Annotated in this window: 20 protein-coding genes; 11 read left to right on the top strand and 9 right to left on the bottom strand. The window is 58.4% G+C overall.

The window, feature by feature from the left end; genetic code table 11:
- Positions 1-55: 55 nt before the first annotated feature.
- The 3 genes from VG99_RS08055 to VG99_RS08045 all read left to right on the top strand — a co-directional run bounded on the left by VG99_RS08055 (position 56) and on the right by VG99_RS08045 (position 2,519).
- On the top strand, positions 56-1,540 hold the full coding sequence (locus VG99_RS08055) for a helicase HerA-like domain-containing protein (RefSeq protein WP_275425469.1): 1,485 nt from the start codon (positions 56-58) through the stop codon (positions 1,538-1,540).
- Positions 1,541-1,616: 76 nt separating this feature from the next.
- On the top strand, positions 1,617-2,198 hold the full coding sequence (locus VG99_RS08050; RefSeq protein ID WP_044499273.1) for a DJ-1/PfpI family protein: 582 nt from the start codon (positions 1,617-1,619) through the stop codon (positions 2,196-2,198).
- A gap of 15 nt (positions 2,199-2,213) precedes the next feature.
- Positions 2,214-2,519 (top strand): ribbon-helix-helix domain-containing protein, encoded by a 306-nt coding sequence (locus VG99_RS08045; protein ID WP_044499271.1) that lies wholly within the window; start codon positions 2,214-2,216, stop codon positions 2,517-2,519.
- A gap of 19 nt (positions 2,520-2,538) precedes the next feature.
- Here the strand turns inward: VG99_RS08045 and nadE are convergent, their stop codons facing one another.
- A complete protein-coding gene (gene nadE / locus VG99_RS08040) occupies positions 2,539-3,369 on the bottom strand; it encodes an ammonia-dependent NAD(+) synthetase (protein ID WP_044499269.1) in 831 nt (276 codons plus the stop codon).
- Positions 3,370-3,679: 310 nt separating this feature from the next.
- Between nadE and VG99_RS08030 the strand changes: the two genes are divergently transcribed.
- Together VG99_RS08030 and VG99_RS08025 are read left to right on the top strand one after the other, a co-directional pair.
- Positions 3,680-3,994 (top strand): helix-turn-helix domain-containing protein, encoded by a 315-nt coding sequence (locus VG99_RS08030; RefSeq protein WP_044499267.1) that lies wholly within the window; start codon positions 3,680-3,682, stop codon positions 3,992-3,994.
- A gap of 43 nt (positions 3,995-4,037) precedes the next feature.
- Positions 4,038-4,397: a DUF7079 family protein gene (locus VG99_RS08025; RefSeq protein ID WP_044499266.1), complete on the top strand. Its 360-nt coding sequence runs from the start codon at positions 4,038-4,040 to the stop codon at positions 4,395-4,397.
- 33 nt (positions 4,398-4,430) lie between these two features.
- Here VG99_RS08025 and VG99_RS08020 read toward each other — a convergent pair whose 3' ends face one another.
- The gene (locus VG99_RS08020) at positions 4,431-5,489 is read right to left on the bottom strand and encodes a hypothetical protein (protein WP_052508744.1); all 1,059 of its coding nucleotides are present in this window, start codon (positions 5,487-5,489) and stop codon (positions 4,431-4,433) included.
- Between the two features lie 296 nt (positions 5,490-5,785).
- Between VG99_RS08020 and VG99_RS15510 the strand changes: the two genes are divergently transcribed.
- A complete protein-coding gene (locus tag VG99_RS15510) occupies positions 5,786-7,336 on the top strand; it encodes a hypothetical protein (protein WP_158023894.1) in 1,551 nt (516 codons plus the stop codon).
- 148 nt (positions 7,337-7,484) lie between these two features.
- Here VG99_RS15510 and VG99_RS08010 read toward each other — a convergent pair whose 3' ends face one another.
- On the bottom strand, positions 7,485-8,165 hold the full coding sequence (locus tag VG99_RS08010; RefSeq protein ID WP_044499264.1) for a 5'-methylthioadenosine/S-adenosylhomocysteine nucleosidase: 681 nt from the start codon (positions 8,163-8,165) through the stop codon (positions 7,485-7,487).
- 255 nt (positions 8,166-8,420) lie between these two features.
- On the opposite strand from VG99_RS08010, the gene VG99_RS08005 reads away from it, so the two are divergent.
- The gene (locus tag VG99_RS08005; protein WP_158023893.1) at positions 8,421-9,851 is read left to right on the top strand and encodes an alpha/beta fold hydrolase; all 1,431 of its coding nucleotides are present in this window, start codon (positions 8,421-8,423) and stop codon (positions 9,849-9,851) included.
- Positions 9,852-9,901: 50 nt separating this feature from the next.
- Here the strand turns inward: VG99_RS08005 and VG99_RS08000 are convergent, their stop codons facing one another.
- The 3 genes from VG99_RS08000 to VG99_RS07990 are packed head-to-tail and all read right to left on the bottom strand — an operon-like array spanning position 9,902 to position 12,691.
- Positions 9,902-10,318, bottom strand: a complete 417-nt coding sequence (locus tag VG99_RS08000) for an ester cyclase (RefSeq protein WP_044499262.1) — start codon at positions 10,316-10,318, stop codon at positions 9,902-9,904.
- Between the two features lie 25 nt (positions 10,319-10,343).
- Entirely contained in the window at positions 10,344-11,222 is an 879-nt protein-coding gene (locus VG99_RS07995; protein ID WP_044499261.1) for a phytanoyl-CoA dioxygenase family protein, read from the bottom strand.
- A gap of 44 nt (positions 11,223-11,266) precedes the next feature.
- Positions 11,267-12,691 (bottom strand): APC family permease, encoded by a 1,425-nt coding sequence (locus VG99_RS07990; protein ID WP_044499260.1) that lies wholly within the window; start codon positions 12,689-12,691, stop codon positions 11,267-11,269.
- 287 nt (positions 12,692-12,978) lie between these two features.
- On the opposite strand from VG99_RS07990, the gene qhpR reads away from it, so the two are divergent.
- Positions 12,979-14,046 carry an AraC-like transcriptional regulator QhpR gene (qhpR, locus tag VG99_RS07985; protein ID WP_044501525.1) on the top strand — a complete coding sequence of 356 codons (1,068 nt, stop codon included), beginning with the start codon at positions 12,979-12,981 and terminating at the stop codon, positions 14,044-14,046.
- Positions 14,047-14,106: 60 nt separating this feature from the next.
- Here qhpR and VG99_RS07980 read toward each other — a convergent pair whose 3' ends face one another.
- Positions 14,107-15,336 (bottom strand): MFS transporter, encoded by a 1,230-nt coding sequence (locus VG99_RS07980; protein WP_052508740.1) that lies wholly within the window; start codon positions 15,334-15,336, stop codon positions 14,107-14,109.
- Between the two features lie 166 nt (positions 15,337-15,502).
- Entirely contained in the window at positions 15,503-17,200 is a 1,698-nt protein-coding gene (locus tag VG99_RS07975; protein WP_044499259.1) for a sensor domain-containing diguanylate cyclase, read from the bottom strand.
- 275 nt (positions 17,201-17,475) lie between these two features.
- Between VG99_RS07975 and VG99_RS15505 the strand changes: the two genes are divergently transcribed.
- The 3 genes from VG99_RS15505 (at position 17,476) to VG99_RS07965 (ending at position 19,675) form a co-directional block, all read left to right on the top strand.
- Positions 17,476-17,610: an entericidin A/B family lipoprotein gene (locus tag VG99_RS15505; protein ID WP_051611213.1), complete on the top strand. Its 135-nt coding sequence runs from the start codon at positions 17,476-17,478 to the stop codon at positions 17,608-17,610.
- A gap of 164 nt (positions 17,611-17,774) precedes the next feature.
- Complete coding sequence (locus tag VG99_RS07970; RefSeq protein ID WP_044499258.1) at positions 17,775-18,752, top strand: NAD(P)H-dependent flavin oxidoreductase; 978 nt, start codon at positions 17,775-17,777, stop codon at positions 18,750-18,752.
- A gap of 11 nt (positions 18,753-18,763) precedes the next feature.
- Positions 18,764-19,675 (top strand): hotdog family protein, encoded by a 912-nt coding sequence (locus VG99_RS07965; RefSeq protein WP_044499257.1) that lies wholly within the window; start codon positions 18,764-18,766, stop codon positions 19,673-19,675.
- A gap of 48 nt (positions 19,676-19,723) precedes the next feature.
- Here the strand turns inward: VG99_RS07965 and VG99_RS07960 are convergent, their stop codons facing one another.
- Positions 19,724-20,116 carry an acyl-CoA thioesterase gene (locus tag VG99_RS07960; RefSeq protein ID WP_044499256.1) on the bottom strand — a complete coding sequence of 131 codons (393 nt, stop codon included), beginning with the start codon at positions 20,114-20,116 and terminating at the stop codon, positions 19,724-19,726.
- Positions 20,117-20,340 lie beyond the last annotated feature (224 nt).

The following is a 20,340-nucleotide window of genomic DNA, read 5'->3' as shown; positions in this document are numbered from 1 at the left end:
ACTTGGAGGTGGCTAGCCGCTTACACTCCGGTAATCCTTTACTCGGAGCATAGCCGTGACCAACCCCACAGTGCCGCCTCTGCTGCTGGGCGCCAGCAGCGAACATCCTGTAGCCATTGAACCGCGGATGGCCAACCGGCATGGATTGGTCGCAGGAGCGACGGGCACCGGCAAGACCATCACCCTGCAGGTCATGGCGCAGGCGTTTTCCGAGTTGGGCGTGCCGGTATTGGTACCCGATATCAAGGGTGACTTTTCCGGAATTGCCCAGCCCGGTGTCATCAGCGATCAGTTGCAACAGCGGGCGATCCGGGCGGGGATTGAGGATCTGCAACCAACTGGCGCGCCCACGGTGTTCTGGGATGTCTACGGCGAGCACGGTCACCCACTGCGCCTGACCGTCGCCGACTTCGGACCGGTCATGCTGGCGCGTCTGCTTAACCTCAACGAGACCCAGACCGGCGTCCTGCAGGTGCTGTTCAAGGTGGCGGATGACCATGGGTGGCTGTTGCTGGACCTGAAAGACCTGCGCGCCATGCTGGGCTTCATCAATGACAACCGGAGCGAGATAGGGCCTGTCTACGGCAATGTCGCGCCCGCCAGTATCGGGGCCATCCAACGGGCATTGCTGAGCCTGGATAATCTGGGCGGTGAGCAACTGTTCGGCGAACCAGCGATCACCCTCGAAGACTTGATGCAGACTAACCAGCAGGGGCAGGGGGTAGTGAACATCCTGCATGCAGCGCGGCTGTACCGCGATAGCCCACTGGCCTATTCCAGCATACTGCTCTGGCTGTTATCCGAGCTCTTCGAACAATTGCCCGAAGTCGGCGACGCCGACAAGCCCCGCTTCGTTCTGTTCTTCGATGAAGCGCACCTGCTGTTCAAGGACACACCCAAAACGCTGGTGGATCGCATTGAGCAGGTAGTGCGGCTGATTCGTTCCAAGGGCGTCGGCGTGTACTTCATTACCCAGAGCCCGTTAGATGTGCCGGAAGCCATTCTGGGCCAATTGGGTAACCGTGTGCAGCACGCCCTGCGCGCCTTTACCCCGAAAGATCAACAGGCGGTGCGCACCGCCGCCCAGACCTTCCGTAGCAATCCCGTGCTGGACACCGAGGCGGCCATTACCGAACTGGGGGTGGGTGAAGCGTTGGTATCCGTGCTCGACAGCAAGGGGGTGCCCACCCCGGTCCAGCGCGTCCTGATCCGCCCACCGGCGAGCCAGATGGGACCCATCACTGACCAGGAGCGCAGTACACTGGTGCAGCGCTCAGTGCTGTCAGGGGTGTTTGACCAGGCGCTGGACCGTGAGTCGGCGTACGAAGTACTGCAGGCGCAGGCCGAACGGGCACTGTCCGACGAGACCGTCGTCACCCGCCGGCAATCCGAAGCCAGGGAACGGCGTCGGCCCGCCGCCGAGAGGTCGGTGGTGGCAGATATGGTCAGGCAGGCCGGACGCAGTGCTATGCGTGCGTTTGGCACGCAACTGGGCCGGCAGATCATGCGCGGTCTGCTGGGCTCACTGAAGGGGCGTTAACTGTAGTAGCCCCCTGTTACCCGTAAGCCGGTATTCGAGTGCATGCTGGTCTTATCACTATCCGGAGGGCGACAAGATGAACACCAGGAAACTGCTACTGTTGGCCGGTGACTTCACCGAAGACTATGAAACCATGGTGCCTTTTCAGGCGCTGACCATGCTGGGTTACCAGGTGGATGCTGTCTGCCCCGATAAGCGGGCGGGAGACACCGTCCGTACGGCCATTCACGACTTCGAAGGCGATCAGACCTACAGTGAGAAGCCCGGGCATAACTTCGCGTTGACCTATGACTTCGATCAGGTGAACGTCGAGGATTATGTCGGCCTGGTCATCCCCGGCGGCCGGGCACCGGAGTATCTGCGGCTGAACGAGCGGGTAATCGAGATCGTGCGACAGTTCGATCAGGCCCGCAAACCCATTGCCGCGGTCTGCCATGGCGCGCAGATTCTTGCCGCCGCAGGCGTGCTGCAAGGCCGCGAATGCAGTGCTTACCCGGCCTGTGGCCCCGATGTCAAAATGGCCGGTGGCACCTATATGGACATTCCGGTGGACCAGGCACACGTCCAGGGCAACCTGGTGACTGCGCCTGCCTGGCCAGCGCATCCCGCGTGGCTGGCCGCCTTCATCAAATTGCTGGGTGCCCGGATTACCCTTTAACCAAGTGGTGGCCGCATGTGTGAACTCTACGTCAAAGCTGATCCGATTCTGTATGAGTCGAGATCGCGGTCACTGCGCATACGCGGCGTGGTGACCACGTTGCGGCTGGAGAATCAGTTCTGGCAAATTCTGCAGGAGATCGCCGAAGTTGATGGCATGACGACCAACCAGCTGATCACCAAGCTGTATGAAGAAATCATGGACCTGCGCGGCGAAGTCGTAAACTTTGCCTCGTTTCTGCGGGTCAGCTGCACGCGCTACTTGGCGCAGCGCGAAACGCGGCAGGCGCCCGCACCAGTGGTGCAGGCCTTGCACGGGTGATCGGTACCGGCCGAGGTAATCAAGGCGCCAGTGGCAACTGCCGCTTGTGCTCGGTCATATCGTAGCGCTCGATGATCTTGTTCGCGGTCACCTCATCAACCGCCGGATGGCCCAGCAGGAAGGCATCGATCTGCTCATAGCTCAGCCCGTACGCGTCTTCATCCGGCCGGCCCGGCTCCAGCTCTTCCAGATCCGCGGTGGGAATCTTGCCCACCAACCCCGCTGGCGCACCCAGTTCCGCGGCGATACGGCGGATCTGCCCCTTGACCAGCCCGGTCAGCGGGGCCAGGTCACAGGCACCGTCACCGAACTTGGTAAAAAAGCCCATGACCGCTTCCGCCGCATGGTCGGTACCAACCACCAGCCCGTTAACAAAGTTGGCCAGCGTGTATTGCGCCACCATGCGGGTCCGCGCCTTGACGTTGCCCTTGGCAAAATCGCGCTTGGCCGCCTCAGCCGGCTCGTCGGCGAAATACCCAACCAGCGCATCCACCGACCCCTTGATATCCACGGTACGAACCTGGTCGGGCTGGATAAAATCCAGCGCCGCCTGGGCGTCATGTTCATCAAATTGCACCCCATAGGGCAGGCGCATGGCGTAGAAGGTCGCCTCGTAACCCTCCTTACGCAGCGACTCCACCGCCAACTGACACAGCCTGCCGGCCGTGGTGGAATCCACCCCGCCACTGATGCCCAACACCAGCGCCCGCGTCCCGGAGCGGCGCACGGTGTCCTTAATGAACTCGACACGCCGGGCGATCTCCTGCTGGAGCTCAGCGGCGCCCGTGAGGTTGGGGTTTACCTGCAGCGCGCTGCGGATTTCAGCGGCGCGATCTGATGCGTTGGTCATGCCTGTCTCCTTCGAATCGGACGGAAATGCTAAACGGCTTACTAGTTCGACACGATAAACGAGGTTAGTGCCTATACCAAGATGGGCCGCCTGCTGGGAGCGAACCGGCTGACCAAATACTGGTGCAGATCATCCTGAGGTGCGAGCTCAAGCCACACTTGAAAACCATAGGCAATCTGCCTACACTTCGCTTCATGAAAGGAATCTTTATTGAGACCACAGCGTTCACTGCAAGGGTGGGCGACTCCGCTGACGAGGAAAAGCAGCTCAAACAGGCGATTACTAACGAGCTGAAGAAGCGAGGTGCCAAATGAGCAAGCGCAATCTGTTCGACGAGATGATGCAGGGCATCGATGAAATGGCGGCGCAGCGGGAGGGTAAGATCACCTTGCGCCAAGTTACGGTCGAGAATCGACCCGCGCCCGAGGTGACGGCTGATGAAATCGTCGCGTTGAGAAAGAAAATGAAGATGTCACAAAAGGTCTTCGCCATGCGTATACGAACCAGTGCTGAAACTCTGCGTAACTGGGAACAGGACAAAGCCAAGCCGAACGCCCAGGCGGCGCTGCTGATAAAGCTGGTCGAGCAGTACCCTGATATGTTTGATCGGCTGGCTAGTGTGTAGGCGATCACTCCATTCGCCCTGAGAAATAGCTAGGGATGCTCTAGTGGACCAAGACCACGCCAAGATTCGGTTAGTCCTGTCACGAGTGTTTGTGGATACCGAGATCGACTATCGATCCATAGCTGCGCAACTTGGTACGGCTGATTGCCGACTGCTCAAAGAAATCTTTTTCGAAGAAGTAGCCCCGGTGTGTTACCCGAACCTCCGCGCACCGGTGCCGCCGGTCTGGACCATATTCGATGCTCAGTGGTTGCAGGCTGAAATAGCAAACAGACTTGCCCGCCGACGCAGAAGCGCCTGCGCCGCGATCAAGGATAAGATTCTAAGCAGCTACCTACGCCTGGCTTTTTCTGAGGAGTGGAGACGATTGGAAGCGGAGCTCGGCCACGGATATGAAAAATAGTGTAAGACGTACCAAAAAGGGCCAGCCCGTACGCTAGCGATCTCCCTCAGCCTTTCGTGCCAACGAGCGAATAAACATGGCGGGAATTTGAACCTGCAGGGGTTGATCAAGGGCAGGGCGTAGCACAATCGCATCGCCAAATGACCAGACCACGTGGACATTACGCAGCGTGCAATCTTCGGCAATGCCCAGCTCACTGAGTTCGCGGTTACAAAAGTCCGGGTCGAGAACAATCATTTCCGCTTCGTAGGCTCCGAGACCCAGCCCCTTGATCGCCCTCTCGGGCACGGTGGTAAGCACACCGCTATAGCCCGCTACCACAAGACCAAAGAAGAGGCCGAAGAGCAGGGCGGCATTCCAACCCGCAAAATGGCCCATTGCGCAAACGGTCACCATAGCCGCGATAACGAGCGGAATGGCCCAGAGAATGGGGTAATGCCAGACATCATCCAGCTTTTCGATAATGGGCAGGCTGCTTTGTAGAACGGTGGAAAGAAGGACAAACAGAATAAGAAATGGAATATACGCAGTCCAGATGTAACTCAGAAAGCTCCAACGGGGCAGATCAAAGCGTATCTGCAGGGCAATGCCAAAAGCGAGACCGATTAAACCAGGCCATAGCAGACCGGTATGGACATATAACCCAGGCGCCAGGACCAGTGACGTTACCAAGCCGAGGCCGACCAGCGTAAACGGCGCAAAATAGACCAGCAATACCAACTGCCATACAGCTTTCGAGAGGGCATTTTCTGAGTACGGCATCGCATATACAAGCTCGTCCTTGATTTTCTTGGTATTGAGAAACCAATGATAAAGCGCGGCGCCGGGAAGCACTGTCATAACAATTACCGCACCCACAATGGCAAATCCAATACACGCAGCCGCCAACAATAGCGACGAGAACTGGAAGAGATCAAAGCTCGGGTAGAAATGATTGCGGTAGAAATACATAACAAAGATGCCGAACCCAACCAGCGGCGGCAACGCTTTCGCAAGCAGCGAGCCATGGGCACGGAGAAAAGCTGGCCAGGCTTCCAGCACGACTTCAATACCGTCCCCGCTCGGCGGGCGATCCGTCCATTTCTGTTGCATACGGCTTCCTTGCTGATTGGCGTTTGCAGAGCATATCTTCAACCACTCTGCTTGGGCTATCCTGACGACAGGAGTCTGCTTGTCCAGTGTGCGCTGGACCGCCGAGATGATAGGCGCTATCGGCCAATTGGCAGACGCCTAGGTTAGGAAGAATAAAGGTGTTTCCTGTCGCCCTTGGTCCCTCGCTTCCGCGATATAGAGCGGCAGCTAATCCTGCAGGCAAACCTCCGATGCCGGCAGAATACTGTGATGTGAATGCAAAAATCCTAACGGATCTTTCTGAAAAGGAGTTCTTCATGAGTCCCAAGCTCTACCTCGCTCTGGTGTTGTTGATGCTGGGTGCTTACCTTTTCTGGCTAACCCGTGAACAGTTGGCTGCGATGCAAATCACGAAAAAGGGGGTCGCCTACGGCAAGGCGGTGATGGATGCCGTTGAAACGCATTTCGTTGAACTTAAAGACAAGTCTGTTTTTCTAGTTGAGGACAAGGGATATCAAGTTGTCGACGACTCAAAGTGGAAAGCAGAAATCGACAAGTTCCTTTATATGATCGTACGCCCGAAGGTCGAGGACCTCATAAAGACTCCGACCGATGAGGCCGTTTTCCACCGGTTCGCGACAACCATGCTTCTCCAGTTGATAGAGGACGATATATTCCCCCGTCAGTTCCCTGTCGAGAAGTACGCCGCCGGCGCGATGCAGTCGGCCGGTGAGGCTAAAAAGTTGTTGGTTCCGGCCCGTTGGTTTTTTTCGATGGTATTTATCGCCGTCGCGATCTTCAGCGCAATTCACCAAGGCTGGCTCGCGGCCTTGCTGATGCTGATTGCAGGTTCGGTGATTAACCCGCTGACACACCAGAAGGTGGTGCAGAAAGCTCCGTGGTATAACCGGTACAACCTCGGACTTTGGGCGGCTCTGGTTGTTGTGTTACTGGCCAACATCTCGTATTACCAGCATACCCAGGCTATCTCAGACGAGCGCCAAGCCCGCCTTGCCGAACTGCAAAAGCAACGAGCAATTGAGCGGCAGAGAACTGCCGAGCAGCGTCGCGTTGATGATGAACGGGAACGGCTGGCGTCGGAGGCTCAAGCCGCCAATTTGTTCGCGACGAAGCGCCTAGAAGTCCTCGATAGCCTGAATCGGGCCATCCAGGAAGAGCGATTCACCGACGCAAAAGCGATTATGGACGAGTACAGCACGGTCTCTGATTCTGCTCTGGTCGGGCTCAAGACTGAATACATACTGAAGAAAGAAGCTTTCGAAGCCAGGGAAGCCGCAGTTAAGGCCGAGCGGGATCGTCAGGAAAACTACAACACTCGCATCCGGGATTACGCAATCGACGAGTACACACCGGCGCAATATCCGACACTTACAATCAAATATCGCAGTCGACTAGCGGAGATCGAGAACTTCCGCCGTACAGCGGCTGAGCGCGCAATCGACAGCGGCAAGTGCGATTACGTCGAAAATGTCCAGCTCAGCGATGAAAGCTCGCTGCAATCGCTCAAGTTCTTCATTGACTGCGCCAACGAGAGCCGAATCTACCTCACCGAAGCTGAACTTAAGAGCGGCGCGGAGGTGCGCACGCAGGCAGAAAACGCTTGGGACGAAGGCAAGGCCGTCGTTGCGTGTCGGACTATGACGAAACAGAGTGCGACCATCCCGAGTTCGGTTAACTTCCACAGCTTTACAGGTACCAGTGCATCGACCGCCGTGACCACCGGTAACGTCGAGGTGCTCTTGAACTTCGATGCCAAGAACGTTTTTGGTACAGAGATCGGATACATGGCTAGGTGCGTCTTTGAGCCTCGCAAGCAGGGCAGCATTGAGATTTTCCTGCGCGAGTAACGCTGGGCGGTAAATATATGGGCATTGCAAAAGTGCCCGCATATAATCAACTCGGCTCACGGGTTTATGCCCCAGAGTGGGGCTTTCCAAATACATGGAGTCAAGGACTAAGCACTGTCCAGGGATGTCTGCTGACCAGAAGCATTCATCAAAACTCAAACAACTCACTCACCAGCGCCACCCCCATCAAATCCACAGCCGCCGCCAGCTTCTCATCAATCACATGCAAATACTCCATCCAATCCCCCACATGCTGCAGCTCCGCCTTGCCATCGGAAATGCCGCGCAATGCAACCAGCGGGACGTCAAAATGCATGCAGGTGCGCAGGCAGGCGTAGGTCTCCATGTCGACCATCTCGGCTGCGATGTTGTCGTAGGCGGCGCCTGAGACGATGTTCGCACCGGTGGAGAGTGTTGCTTCTGCGATGCCGGGGATGCGCAGTGGCAGGGGTAGGGTTGCGGGCAGGTCGAGGAAGGGGGTGATGCCTTTTTCGAAGCCGAGGGCCGAGGCGTCCATGTCGCGGTAGGCGACGGAGGCTGCCTGGTAGATCTCGGTTTGCTCGAGCACTCGGCTGCCGGCCGAGCCTAGCGACACCACCAGATCGGGCAGGCTTTTGCGTTGGGCCAGGCCAGCCAGGGCAGCTGTAAGCTGCACCGCCGCCTCGACCGGGCCAATGCCGGTTATGAGCGGAGTGAAGCGTTGCTGAAGATGCGGTCCGTACTCGGCCAGGTCGGCCATCACGAAAAGAATATTGCGTCCACCCAGGGTGGTCAGCGCTGGTTCGCTGGTGGGATCGGTCGCAGGGGCCGGTGGGCGTGTTCTGGTCATTTGTCTGCCGCTGTTGTCTGGAATATCGCGCGGCAGTGTACCTGTTTCGCCGACAGTGAAAAGCGCAATGCCCCACGGTCCAGACTGGCAGCGAGGGCGGCAGGGCTGGTGTGCGCACAGGGATCTGCGGTGGCACTTATCGTGCCCCATAAGCCACATATTGGTTATGGCTCCCTTCAGTGCTTTTATTGGTATAGTTTTGAAGTGCGCCACAATGGCACACCCGATCAATAATAATAAAACGAGACTATTGTCATGAATCTATCCTTCACTACGAGGCTGTCGCTGCGACAGCTGGCCATCCCCCTTTGTCTTGTGAGTGCGGTTGGGCTTTCCGGTTGTTTCAATGGCTCTGGCGGCTCAAGCCGGACGGACCTCAGGCCGACGGTCCCTGAACTGCCCGCCGAGGTGTTGCGCCCGATCGTGTTTGTGCACGGTACCGCAGGATCGGCGTCTCAGTACTATTCCCAGGCCATGCGCTTTGACAGCAATGGTTATTCTGCAGATTACGTGTCGGCGTTCGAGTACAGCACCAACGGGTTGCCAGCCATCCTGGCTGCGCGCGATGGTGCGTTGAACGACGTGCTTGATGCGCACATCGACCGGGTGCTGGCCGAGCATAATGCTGATACGGTCAATATCGCCTGCCATTCCCTCGGTGCTTCCGTCTGTGCCCAGTATCTCAGCGATCAGCAGCGGGCAGCCAAGGTGAACGCCTATGTGGCCCTGGATGGCGGTGGCGGCACGGGGCCGGATACCACCTGCCCGGGCGAGGAAGGCTGGCGTGCGCCCTGCCTGGGTATCTTTGTTAACCCGGAACGCACCATCGGCTCCAATAATGTCTACCTAACCGAGGAGACGCACGTTCAGGCGGCAACCTCCGCCGCTTCCTTTGCCGCGCAGTTCGAGTTCTTCACCGGGCAAGAGCCGGCCACGACTGATATCGTTGTGGAGGAAGGCGAGGTGGCGATCTCGGGCCGAGCGGTGTACTTCCCGGCAAACGAGGGGGCAGATGGCAGCACCCTGCGGATCTGGGAAATCGATTCCGATACTGGCGAGAGGCTGGCCGGCGAGCCGTTGGAGAGCTTCGCTATCGATGCCAGCGGGGAATGGGGGCCGGTTGATCTGGAGACTGGCGCGCATTACGAGTTCGAACTGCAGCGGCCAGGTCGCGCCACGCATCACTTCTATCGTCAGCCGTTCCTGCGCGCGTCCGATCTGGTGCGCTTCAATACCTCTGCAGCCGGTTCGGACATCGAGACCAACACCAATTCAGGTCCCGATCACGCGGCGCTGGTCATCTCGCGTGACCTGGAATGGTATGTGGACAACGGCGAGCAGACCGACATTCTGGAGATCTCCACCGTCAGTCCGCTGCAAGGCGACGAACCGCCCTTTGATCTGATTACTTCGGAGATGGGTAACGGCAACATCGGTATCCATGTGCACGACGACGAGGCGACGCCGCGGGAGACTACCGGTGAGCTGCTGGAGTATTTCCATGCGCAGATCTTCCAGACTGGTGCGGATGTGTTCATGCCCGCCAATACCGACCCCGATGGTTACATCAGCATCGTCAGCAGCCCGCGCGGTGATACTGAGCGCAAACAGCAGCTCAACGTACCCAACTGGGCCTCGTCGGAGCATCGCATTTCATTGACCTTCAATGATTTTGTGCAGGACTGAGGACAAGGGAGAGCGGGGCAGCCTTGCGGCCGCCCCGCTTAGCAGTGCCGTTATACCCAGCCCAACTGCACGTGGGCGTGTCCGTCGTTCCAGACTTTGGTCACCTCGGCCACCTTGCCGTCCTGCAGGCGCATCACGAACCCATAGTTGGTGGCCAAACTTTTGCCCGTCGCCGGTACCGGCTCATCCATCCCGGTGTGGGTGCCGTAGAACCGAGCAAAAACGATGACCGTTTCACGCTCCTCATCCACAGCAACATTGATCAGCTTGTAATGCGCATCAGGCAGAATCTTCATCAGGTGGGGTAGTGATTCGCTGTACTCTGCAACGGTCTTGTAATGCTCGAGAGATGTTGCGTGCACATTGAATATCGCGTCGTCATGACAATACTGCTGGCATTGCTCCCAGCCTTTACCCGACTCGCAGGTTTCAAAAAAGGCCATTGCAGTGTTAACGAGAGTACTCATGGTGTTGCCTCTGGATTCGGTTGATTCAGACAAAAGCGGTAGCGTATTCGGCCGACGTTTGATTGGCGGTGCTGCTCAAGGCATTGAACCCGGCAGAGCGCCGCTCAGTTGTACCCTTGAGATAGGCCAGGGGGTCTTCAAAGTCCCGGACGTAACCCATGGCAAAGCAGCCACACTGGTAGCCCATGAGTTTGAGCAGATCATCGGGTAACGTGCGGGCCACCTCCGGGGGTGTCGACAGATACTGATTCTCTTCCTGGCGCACCCAGCCCACGGCGTAGGTAATGTTAATCGCCTGCCTGACCTGGTCTGTCTTGTTCTCACCTGCGCCGTGATAGATCTTGCCGGTGTAGAGCAGCACGGACCCTTTTTTCATCTCGGCAGCAACGCCGGCCTCCGGCGGAAACTTCTGGCCGCGGCCTGCATATTGGCTATCAGGCACGATGCGCGTTGCGCCGTTTTCGGCGGTGTAATCGGTCATCGCCCACAGGGTGTTGCACTGCACTTCGTAGCTATCCGGGAAGTCGAAAAAGTCCCATGCCAGCTGATCCTGGTGTAACACTTGGGCGGGGGAGCCGGGGTGAACCGTGATCACCTGGGTCAGATGCAGCTGAAAGGTGGATGCCTGACTCAGGTGCTTGCCGGCAACCCCGGTAATCAAGGGGTGCATGATCAGGTCGCGGGATCTTTCCGAACGCAGGATCATGGAGCCGGTGCGTTGGGTTTTGAAACCGATGAACTTATCTTCACCGAAGGGGGTGCTTTCAATGTGCGGAGCCATCTGTGCGGCCACTTCATCCATCACGTCTGCACTTACCAGCTCGTCGATAATCACGTAACCATGCTCTTTGAGAGAGGCGCTGACTTCATCGATGGTCGCGGTGTTCGGTAGGCGATTTAACATGTTCTGACTTCCTCTATTACGTGTAACAGATAGGTTTTCCAGGCTCAGGCCAATTGACGCAGGGCTTCGAAGCGAACCGGTTGATGCGCACGGAAGCGCTCAGCAACGCAGAACCCGAAAGCGAAGGTCGCAAGGAGAAACAGCAGCACCAGGATGGAAACGGTCTTGGCGTGGTCGCCGCCGATCAGATCAGGCAGGTTCGACACCGCTACCCACAAGCAACCCAGGATGCCGATCAAGCCGCCAGTCGGTGCAATGACCGTGGTCCACAGTTGGCCCGGGGTTTTCTCGCGGCGGAAGAACACCACTACTGCAGCGCAGGTGAGGGACAGGATGACCATGTAACCCAAGGTTCCCGCCATGGCGCCCCAGGCGTAGATTTCGGTGGCTGGATCAGCACCGGTGGCGATCAGCACGGTGAAGGCCGCTACGCAGAATGCGGACAGGATGGCAGAGGAGACGTGCGGTGAGCCGTACTCATCGTGAACGTCGGCAAAGCGCTCGGGCAATACACCGTAGCGGCCCAGGGTGTATTTGTAGCGCACCACGATGTTGTGCAGCGATAGGGCGCAGGCAAACAGACTGGTGATCAAGAGGACATGCATCACATCCATGAAGATCACGCCGAAGTAGCTTTCAGTGACAGCCAGATACAGGTCCGCACCGTGTGCCTCAGCAAAAGCGGCAATGTTGTCATGGCCGATGGCGCTCACGGCACACCACATGGAGATCACATAAAACGCACCGACCGACAGTACCGCGGTATAGGTGGCCTTGGGGATGGTGCGATCGGGGTCGCGTGCTTCTTCGCGGTAGATAACCGTGGATTCAAAGCCGATAAAGCTGAAGATCGCAAACAAAATGCCGAGCCCAGGTGAGCCCGAGATGATGTTGGCCATTTCGAAGGACGCCATCTCCAGGCCAGTCGGACCTTTGTCCCACAAAATGGCGATATCAACGAGGATCACCACCGCGATCTCAAGTATCAGGGCTATCCCCAGGAACTTGGAGCTCAGCTCGATATCGCGGTACCCGAGAAAGGCGATCAGCGCCACCGCACCAAAGGAATATATCCACCATGGCACGTTGATACTGAGTAGCCCGTTCAGCGCATCCGCAGTGGCGTAACCGATAAAGGCATGCAGGGCCACCAGAATCATCGAGTACGACACGACCGCCAGCGTTGCCGACCCAAGCCCGATGGAGCGCCCCAGGCCTTTCTGAATAAAGGCGTAAAACGCACCGGCATTAGTGATGTATTTGGACATCGCCACAAAACCCACGGTGAAGAGCAGCATGATCACGGTAGCGATGAGCGCATTAACCGGCGCGGAAATGCCGTTGCCCATACTGACCATCAGGGGCGTATTGGCGACCATGACGGTGAGTGGCGCGGCTGTGGCGACCACCATCATCACAATCGGAGCCACACCGAGTGACCCCTTCAGTTTTTTCTTCCCATCCTCCATGGAGGCCTCCTTCAATCGTTGGCTATCTGATTTTTGCGTTCACGGACAGACGGTGGTTCTGCCAGGACGTGGGAGCCAGTATTGAAAAATGCAAAGGGTTAAAACTTGTTTCGGGATGACTACTCTTTGTTATCAGCCAGCACCTGGCTGAACCAAAATGGCGCGCGGAGCACGTATCTGGTGCGCACCGCCGCGATTACCGGGCTGGGCACGCCTAATTTCTGCCAAAGATTTCGGTACAGGATTTGCAGGAACAGTTCAGACAGGTCATTGCAGGGAGAGGTCAAGTGCACCAGTACAGCGTCGTGGGGGATACGTCCCAACCCACAACCGTGATGGGAGCCGTTATTTCCGGGTTTGCGGCCTATGTGCGCGAGCAGGGTTCAGAGGCGGAAGATATTTTCGAGCGCTCAGCGATCAATCCAGATGTTCTGAATGAGCCCCATCAGCCAATATCCCTGCGTGCGTTTCTCAAGGCCATCGACACGGCGGCGCAGCTTACGGGGAACGACAACTTTGGATTGTGGCTGGGGAATCAGTATCGCCCCGAATTCCTGGGGCTGTGGGGCTATGTCGGTCTCTCGTCCGCCACGCTTGGCGAAGCGTTGGTGAACATGAGCCGATACTTTCCCGATTTCCAGAGTCGCAGCATGCTCAAGCTGAGCCACGCTCAGGGAAAGGTCCGACTGGAATATGGGCTACTCGACGGCAGCATTGCCAGTCGTCGGCATGATGCCGAACTGACTATGGGGAACATTCTCAACGTTATGTGGCGTGCGCTGGGAGATCGGTGGTCACCGCTGGAGGTCCACTTCAATCACAGCCGCCCGGATTGCTGGCAGGATCATCAGAAGGCCTTTCATGCGGACATACGCTTTGAGCAGGAGACCAATGCTCTCATCTTCAACGCTGCGGATCTGTCGCGCGCCATGCCTGGGGCCGATCCACAACTGCTGCTGATCGCCAAGCAAAGCTTCAGCGTGCTGAAACTATCCAGCTCAGTACGCTTGACCGTCGCCGAGCGTGCCCGGTCGGAAATCATCGACACCATCCATACCGAGACGCCGCGTATTGATCATATCGCCGACCGCCTCGGCTTACCCGTATGGACATTGACGCGCCAGCTCAAGGACGAAGGCTACACATTCACTACGCTTTTCGAATCGGTCAGGCGAGAGCTGGCGTGCTATTACCTGGCAGAGTCCAGAATGACCATTTCCAGGCTGTCCGAACTGCTGCGGTATACCGAGGTATCAAGCTTCACTCACGCATTCAATCGCTGGTTCGGCGAATCACCGAGACACTGGCGCGAGCGCCATCGCGGGGCCATCGACCATGGGCAGGAAACGGCGTAGATAGCCGCAGCGAAACCGTCAATCAGGGCTCCCGTGCGCATGTGAGGCACTGGATTCAGCCTACTGCTTTGCCTCCATGTTCGGCTCCCCCACGGCCCATTCCCCGGGAAACCGCCGAATCAACAACGTCAGCCCAAACCCTACCGACAGCACCGCAAAGGTAAAGCTGAACGCCGCCCGAAACCCACCCGTCGTCTCGATCAGCCAGCCGGCGACAGCCGGGCCCATAAACTGCCCCACCGCAAAGAACAATGTTGCGAAGCTGAAGGCGATGGGGATGTAGCGGGGTGCTACCTGGTCCGTTGCGCTGGTCTGGATGAGGGCGAACAGGCCGTTGACCGAGGCGCCCATGATCAGGAAATGGAAGAAGAAGTGGGGCAGGGTCTGGCCGCTGATCGGCAGGGCTACGGCTACCAGAACCAGGAAGATGCATGCGGCCAGGGCGTTGCCGCGGCCCCAGTGGTCGGACAGCCAGCCCCATAGCGGGCCGCCGGCAATGGACAACAGGCCCATCATGGCCATGAAGCGGCCGGCCATGGCTTCGTTGTGGCCGCTTTCGACCATGAAGCTGACCATGAATACGGTCTGGACAATGTAGCCCAGGCCGATGATGCCGTAGGTGGTGGCAACAATCAGCACGCGCGGGTTGCGGTAGATGCGCCATTTTTCACCCGGCGACATGTCGGCGGCGGTGCTGGTCAGGGATTTGGGTGGATTACGTACGAATAGCCCGATCATGAGCGCGACGCTCAGGGCGGCGCCGGCGAATACGCCCCAGCTGACCCGCCAACCCTGGTCGCCAAACACATCGAACAGGTAGGGCACCAGTATGCCGGTGGTAAGGATGCCGACACCGACGCCGCTGGTCATGTAACCGATGACCAGCCCGCGCTGTTCCGGAAACCAGGTCGCCAGCAGCGAGACCATCGGCGCAAACGCAAAGGCGGTACCGAAGCCCAGCAGGCCCATCAGGCCCAGCACCAGCCAGTAGTGAGAGGCGATAGTCAGGCCGGTAAACCCGGCGGCCACGGTAAGCATGCCGAACATGACAGAGGCTTTCGCGCCCCAGCGTGCTGCCGCCAGGCCACCGGCAAGGACGAAGCAGACGTAGCACAGGGCGGTCACGGTGCTGAGAATCCCGGCTTGCTGGTAGGTCAGGCCGAGGTCGGCGCGCATGGCGGGGAGGATGATGCCGTAGGCCAGCCGGGCGAAGCCGATCACGACCAGGGAGGTGAGGGTGCCGCACAGCACGGTGATGGCCATGTTGGGGCGCTGGGTATTCTGGGACATCGGTCTCTCTTTGTCTGGCACTTCGCAGCGGCTCAGGGTAGCAGCTTTCCACTATGGTGGCCGATTGGGGCGCGGAGCTCCGCAACCATAAACCAGGTGATGGGATGGCTAACACGGTGAGAAATGGGGCGGATGGCAGGAAAAGACGAAAGCCGGAAAATCAGGTTTACCGTACGGCGGCATCCGCACGGTAAACCTGATTGCGTCCGTTGTTCTTGGCTTGGTACAGGGCCTTGTCAGCGCGGGCGAGAGCAGACTCGATGCTCTCCTGTTCAGTGTCGAGTTCGGCGACACCGACACTGATGGCAACCTGTACCTTGTTTAGGCTGCCGGTTATGTCCAGCGCCCGCGCTGCACCGCGTATGCGCTCCGCATACTGGCTGGCCTCCAGCAGATTGGTGTCTGGCAGTAGAATCACAAACTCTTCGCCCCCGAGCCGGGCAATGAGATCTGACCCGCGGCTCTGTTCTTTCAATATGTCTGCCAGCTTGACGAGGACCTGGTCACCGCAGGCATGGCCGTGAAGATCGTTTACGCGCTTGAAATGATCTATATCCAATATCAGGATCGACAGCGGGATATCCGCCGCCTTCGCTTGTTCCAACAGGTAGTTGGCTTCCGGAAAGAAGAATCGACGGTTGTAGAGTCTGGTCAACGGGTCTGTGGAAGCCTGTCTTTTCAGTTCTTCCTGAGAGGCGCGAATATCCTCCAGCAATTTGATGCGATGAGAAATGACGAATGCCAGCGTCAGCGCCTCGAGCATAATGCCAATGCCCACTCCATGACCGCTCACATAGCTGAGCGGGATCAGGCCTTTGTAGGCGAGCACGGCGATACCGTTGAAAACCACAAATGCGCTGTGGCCGAGCAGGAAGTATTTCGCCAGCGGGTGGCCTTTGCGGTAAAGCGATATACCGACTGTTAATGTCACTACCATCATCAATGCCGCCAGGCTGCTGGCGGGTTTCAACGCAGCAGAAATATCAAAAACGCCCCAGATCAGCGTACCGCCCAGGAGCGCGATGAGTCCTTGCAGAAAACGGTGCTCGGTGGGATAGGACAGTTTGGTTTCAAAGATAGCCATCATGAACAGCAGCAGGAATATCGGCATGGTGAACAGCGACAGGTTCAGCTTGAAGATGGCGGCGCCATATATATCGAATACACTCGCGATCAGTCCATATGAAAGGGCGATCCATACCAGGCCCGAGACCAGATACAGCGAGTAGAAAATGTTCTCCTTTCTACTGGTAGCGAAGTACAACAGGCCGTTATATAACACCAGTGCCAACAGCATACCGACCATCAGTGCTATGTCGGTATTGATGCCTACCAGGGTGTGGCGTGAGGCGTACGCATCCAGCACCTCGATGGCCAGCCATTGGTGTGAATAGGAAGCGCTGCGCAGGTAAAGGGTGGTGGATTGGCCTGCCGGCAGGGTAAGCGGGTAGACCGCAGTGCCGCGAAACATCATGTTGGTGTCGGCGATCCGGTCCATATCAAGCACGTCGCTGTGCGCCAGCTCGCCGTTGAGTTCCTGATATATGGCAACCGACTTCAGGTGATAGGCATACGGCAGGTGGACAAAAAGCCGTTGGTCGCTATCTGAGGTATTGTCCAGAATCAGCTTGAACCAGGTGACCCGCGCATCGGTACCCAGGCTGACCTTGTTGCGAATTTCGGCGAATGGCAGCGTCCTGACTTCTTCAAAGGTCAATTCCTGAGAAGGGTCGACGTGGTAGCCCATTCTGAAATCGGTGAGGCTGATCTGCGGCTGGTCAATTGAAATCCGAGGCTCCGCCCATGCCAGCACAGCCGCCAACTGGAGTAGCAGGAACAGCGATAGGTGCCGGTGTAGGTCCATCTACGATCGCCTGTTGTGTATTTATATGATCCAGCAGCTCAATCCCGCCCCAGCGCGAATAATCAGCGCAAGCCATGGTTCTAATCACACAGGAACACTTGGGATACTACCTCAAATGGTGGCTGCGGTAGAAGCAGCATTGGGCATAACCTAGCGCACCTCATATGAACCAGCCCAGCCCCTTCGCTGTCATAGTTGTGGCTGCGCTCCATTCAGCCTGACCCACGCTGCCCGTGGCGCGTGATTGGTGCTCAATAAGAATGCTGGAGTCAATTATGAGTCTGACACTGAAATCAGTATTGCTCGGAATGATGGTTCTGTTTATGGCCGGTTGTAACACCATGGAAGGCGCCGGTAGAGATATCCAGAGAGGCGGCGAAGCCCTGGAAGACTCGGCTTCGGATAGATAATGCCGGACCAAGCCGGGCCACCCCTTGGGTGCCCGGTACTGCCCCACCCATAAACCTCCTGAATACCCAACCAATCTGGTGTTTGCCCGCACGGGCCGCCTACACTCAGTCGACATTTGCCACCGGCACGCGCGGCGTGCTGCAACTCGACTCGGTAGGTACGCATGAAAACCAGAATCACAGAACTCTTCGGTATCGAGCATCCCATCATCCAGGGCGGCATGCACCACGTTGGCTACGCGGAGCTGGCAGCGGCGGTGGCCAATGCTGGTGGATTGGGCATGATCACGGCGCTGACGCAGCCGTCCCCTGAGGCATTGGCCAACGAGATTCGCCGCTGCCGCGAGATGACCGACAAGCAGTTTGGCGTGAACCTGACCTTCCTGCCGTCGGTTAAGCAGCCGGACTATCCCGGTTACATCAAGGCCATTATCGAAGGCGGTGTGAAGGTGGTGGAAACGGCCGGCAACAACCCGCAGAAGTGGCTGCCGATCCTCAAGGAAAACGGCATCAAGGTGATCCACAAGTGCACGGCGGTGCGCCATGCGCTCAAGGCCGAGGCCATTGGTTGCGACGCGGTGAGCGTGGATGGCTTCGAGTGTGGCGGTCACCCCGGTGAGGACGATGTGCCCAACTTCATCCTGCTGCCGCGCGCGGCGGAAGAGCTGAAGATTCCCTTTGTCGCCTCCGGTGGCATGGCCGATGGTCGTTCGCTGGCCGCTGCGCTGGCATTGGGCGCCGAGGGCATGAACATGGGCACGCGGTTTATCGCCACCCAGGAAGCGCCGGTGCACGAGAATGTGAAGCAGGCGATTGTGGCGGCCAGCGAGCTGGATACCCGGCTGGTGATGCGCCCGCTGCGCAATACCGAACGGGTAATGAACAACGCGGCGGTGGAGCGCCTGCTGGAGAAGGAGCAGCGCCTGGGCGCCGCGCTCAAGTTCGAGGATATTGTCGACGAAGTGGCCGGCGTCTACCCGCGTATCATGAAGACAGGTGAGATGGACGCCGGCGCCTGGTCCTGCGGCATGGTAGCGGGGCTGATTCACGACGTGCCGACGGTGCAGCAACTGATCGACCGCATCATGGCCGAGGCCGAAGGCATTATTCGTGAGCGCCTCAGCGCCATGCTCAACGGTTGAGGAGACGACACATGACTTTTGATACGCCTCTTTACCTGTGCGGCCCGCTGCGCGAGCCGAAGCAGATGTTGGCCGACCAGCAATACAGCGGCCATACCTCCATCCATGATGACGACATGGCGGAAAAGCTGGGCTTCCGCGCCGGCCCCATTGAAGGGCCGACGCACTTCAGCCAGTTCGTGCCGCTGCTGGCGGAAATCTGGGGCCAGGATTGGTTCGAGCGCGGCTGCTTCTCGGCGCACTTCCAGAACATGGTGGTGGAAGGTGAGCAGGTGCGCGCCTTTGTCGAGCGACCGGCGCCGGGGGCCACCCGCGTACGCTGCTGGGCCGAGAAGGCCGATGGCACACCGGTGCTGGAAGCTAGCGCCAGCCTGGGGCCGGGCGATGGTCCGACGCTGCTGGATGAGCGCATGGCCAAATTGCGTCCGCCGGAGCGGCTGGTAATCCTGGCGGATCTGCACGTGGGCATGACCGGGGCAGAAGACGAGCCGGTGCGCATGGATGCCGACCAGCACATGGGCGACCTGTATCCGTTCTCGCTGAGCCAGAAGCTGGCGGGCATTACCGAAAACTCGCCCTGGTATTCGCAGGCGGAAGCCTCACCCTGGGGGCGGCCGATCATCCCTTTGGAGATGGTCAGCGTGCTGGCGGAATACAGCAGCAAGCAGGCGGCCTTTCCGGTGAAACAGCCGGTGATCGGCCTGTTCGCCGACCAGGAAATCCGCATGGTCGACGGGCCGCTGTTCGTTGGGGAGGAGTATCTGATTCGCCGGGAAGTGGTGGCGCTGTCGGAGAGCAAACGCACCGAGTCGTACTGGGTGCGGTCGCGCATCTATTCTGCCGATGGCACTCAGCTGAAGGCGGAGATGCTGCTCAACCATGCCACGCTCAAGCACTCCTACGCGGATTACCCGAAGGACTGATAAGCGCAAGCCAGGAGCTGCCGCACCCCGTGCGTCAGCTCCTGCGGCTCAGGACGGAATAACCCGGGTCCGACCGCGATCGTCGATCGCCACGAAGACGAAGGTCGCTTCGGTCACCTTGCGGCTTTCCTCGTGGGTGTGATCGTCACTCCACACTTCTACCAGCACGGTAATCGAGCTGCGGCCGATGTCTTCCACCTGGCAGTGAAAGGCCAGTTGCGCCCCCACCGGTACCGGCACCATGAAACCCATGCGATCAATGGCCACGGTAGCGACCCGGCCGCGGGCGATGCGTGAGGCCGTGCTGGTGCCGGCCATATCCATCTGGCCAACCAGCCAGCCGCCGTAGATGTCGCCGAAGCTGTTGCAGTCGCGGGGCAATGCGGTGATTTTGAGTGCCAATTCCCCCCTTGGCACCGGGTCTTGATCTAGGTCTTGCATGGACTACTCGATGTTGTAGTTGTTGTTTGGCAGGGGCCACGAAAAGATGCAGTTCGCTGCATCCGGGATTAACCCCCTGGATAAACGACGATGATGATTGTTGACAATCCCAAGCCGCGTATCTTAAGGGATTGCGCGGGGGCGCTCAATGGCGGGGCGGCTGAAAAGCGGTCCGGGGCGGTGATATGGGGGCAGGGGCGACGGGTAACCAGGGCGGCCGGCAC

It is taken from the genome of Pseudomonas saudimassiliensis, assembly GCF_000939975.1.
In the GTDB taxonomy this organism is placed as follows: domain Bacteria; phylum Pseudomonadota; class Gammaproteobacteria; order Pseudomonadales; family Pseudomonadaceae; genus Halopseudomonas; species Halopseudomonas saudimassiliensis.
The sequence above is the reverse complement of the archived record's forward strand: the minus strand, read 5'-3'. Positions and strand labels throughout refer to the sequence as shown.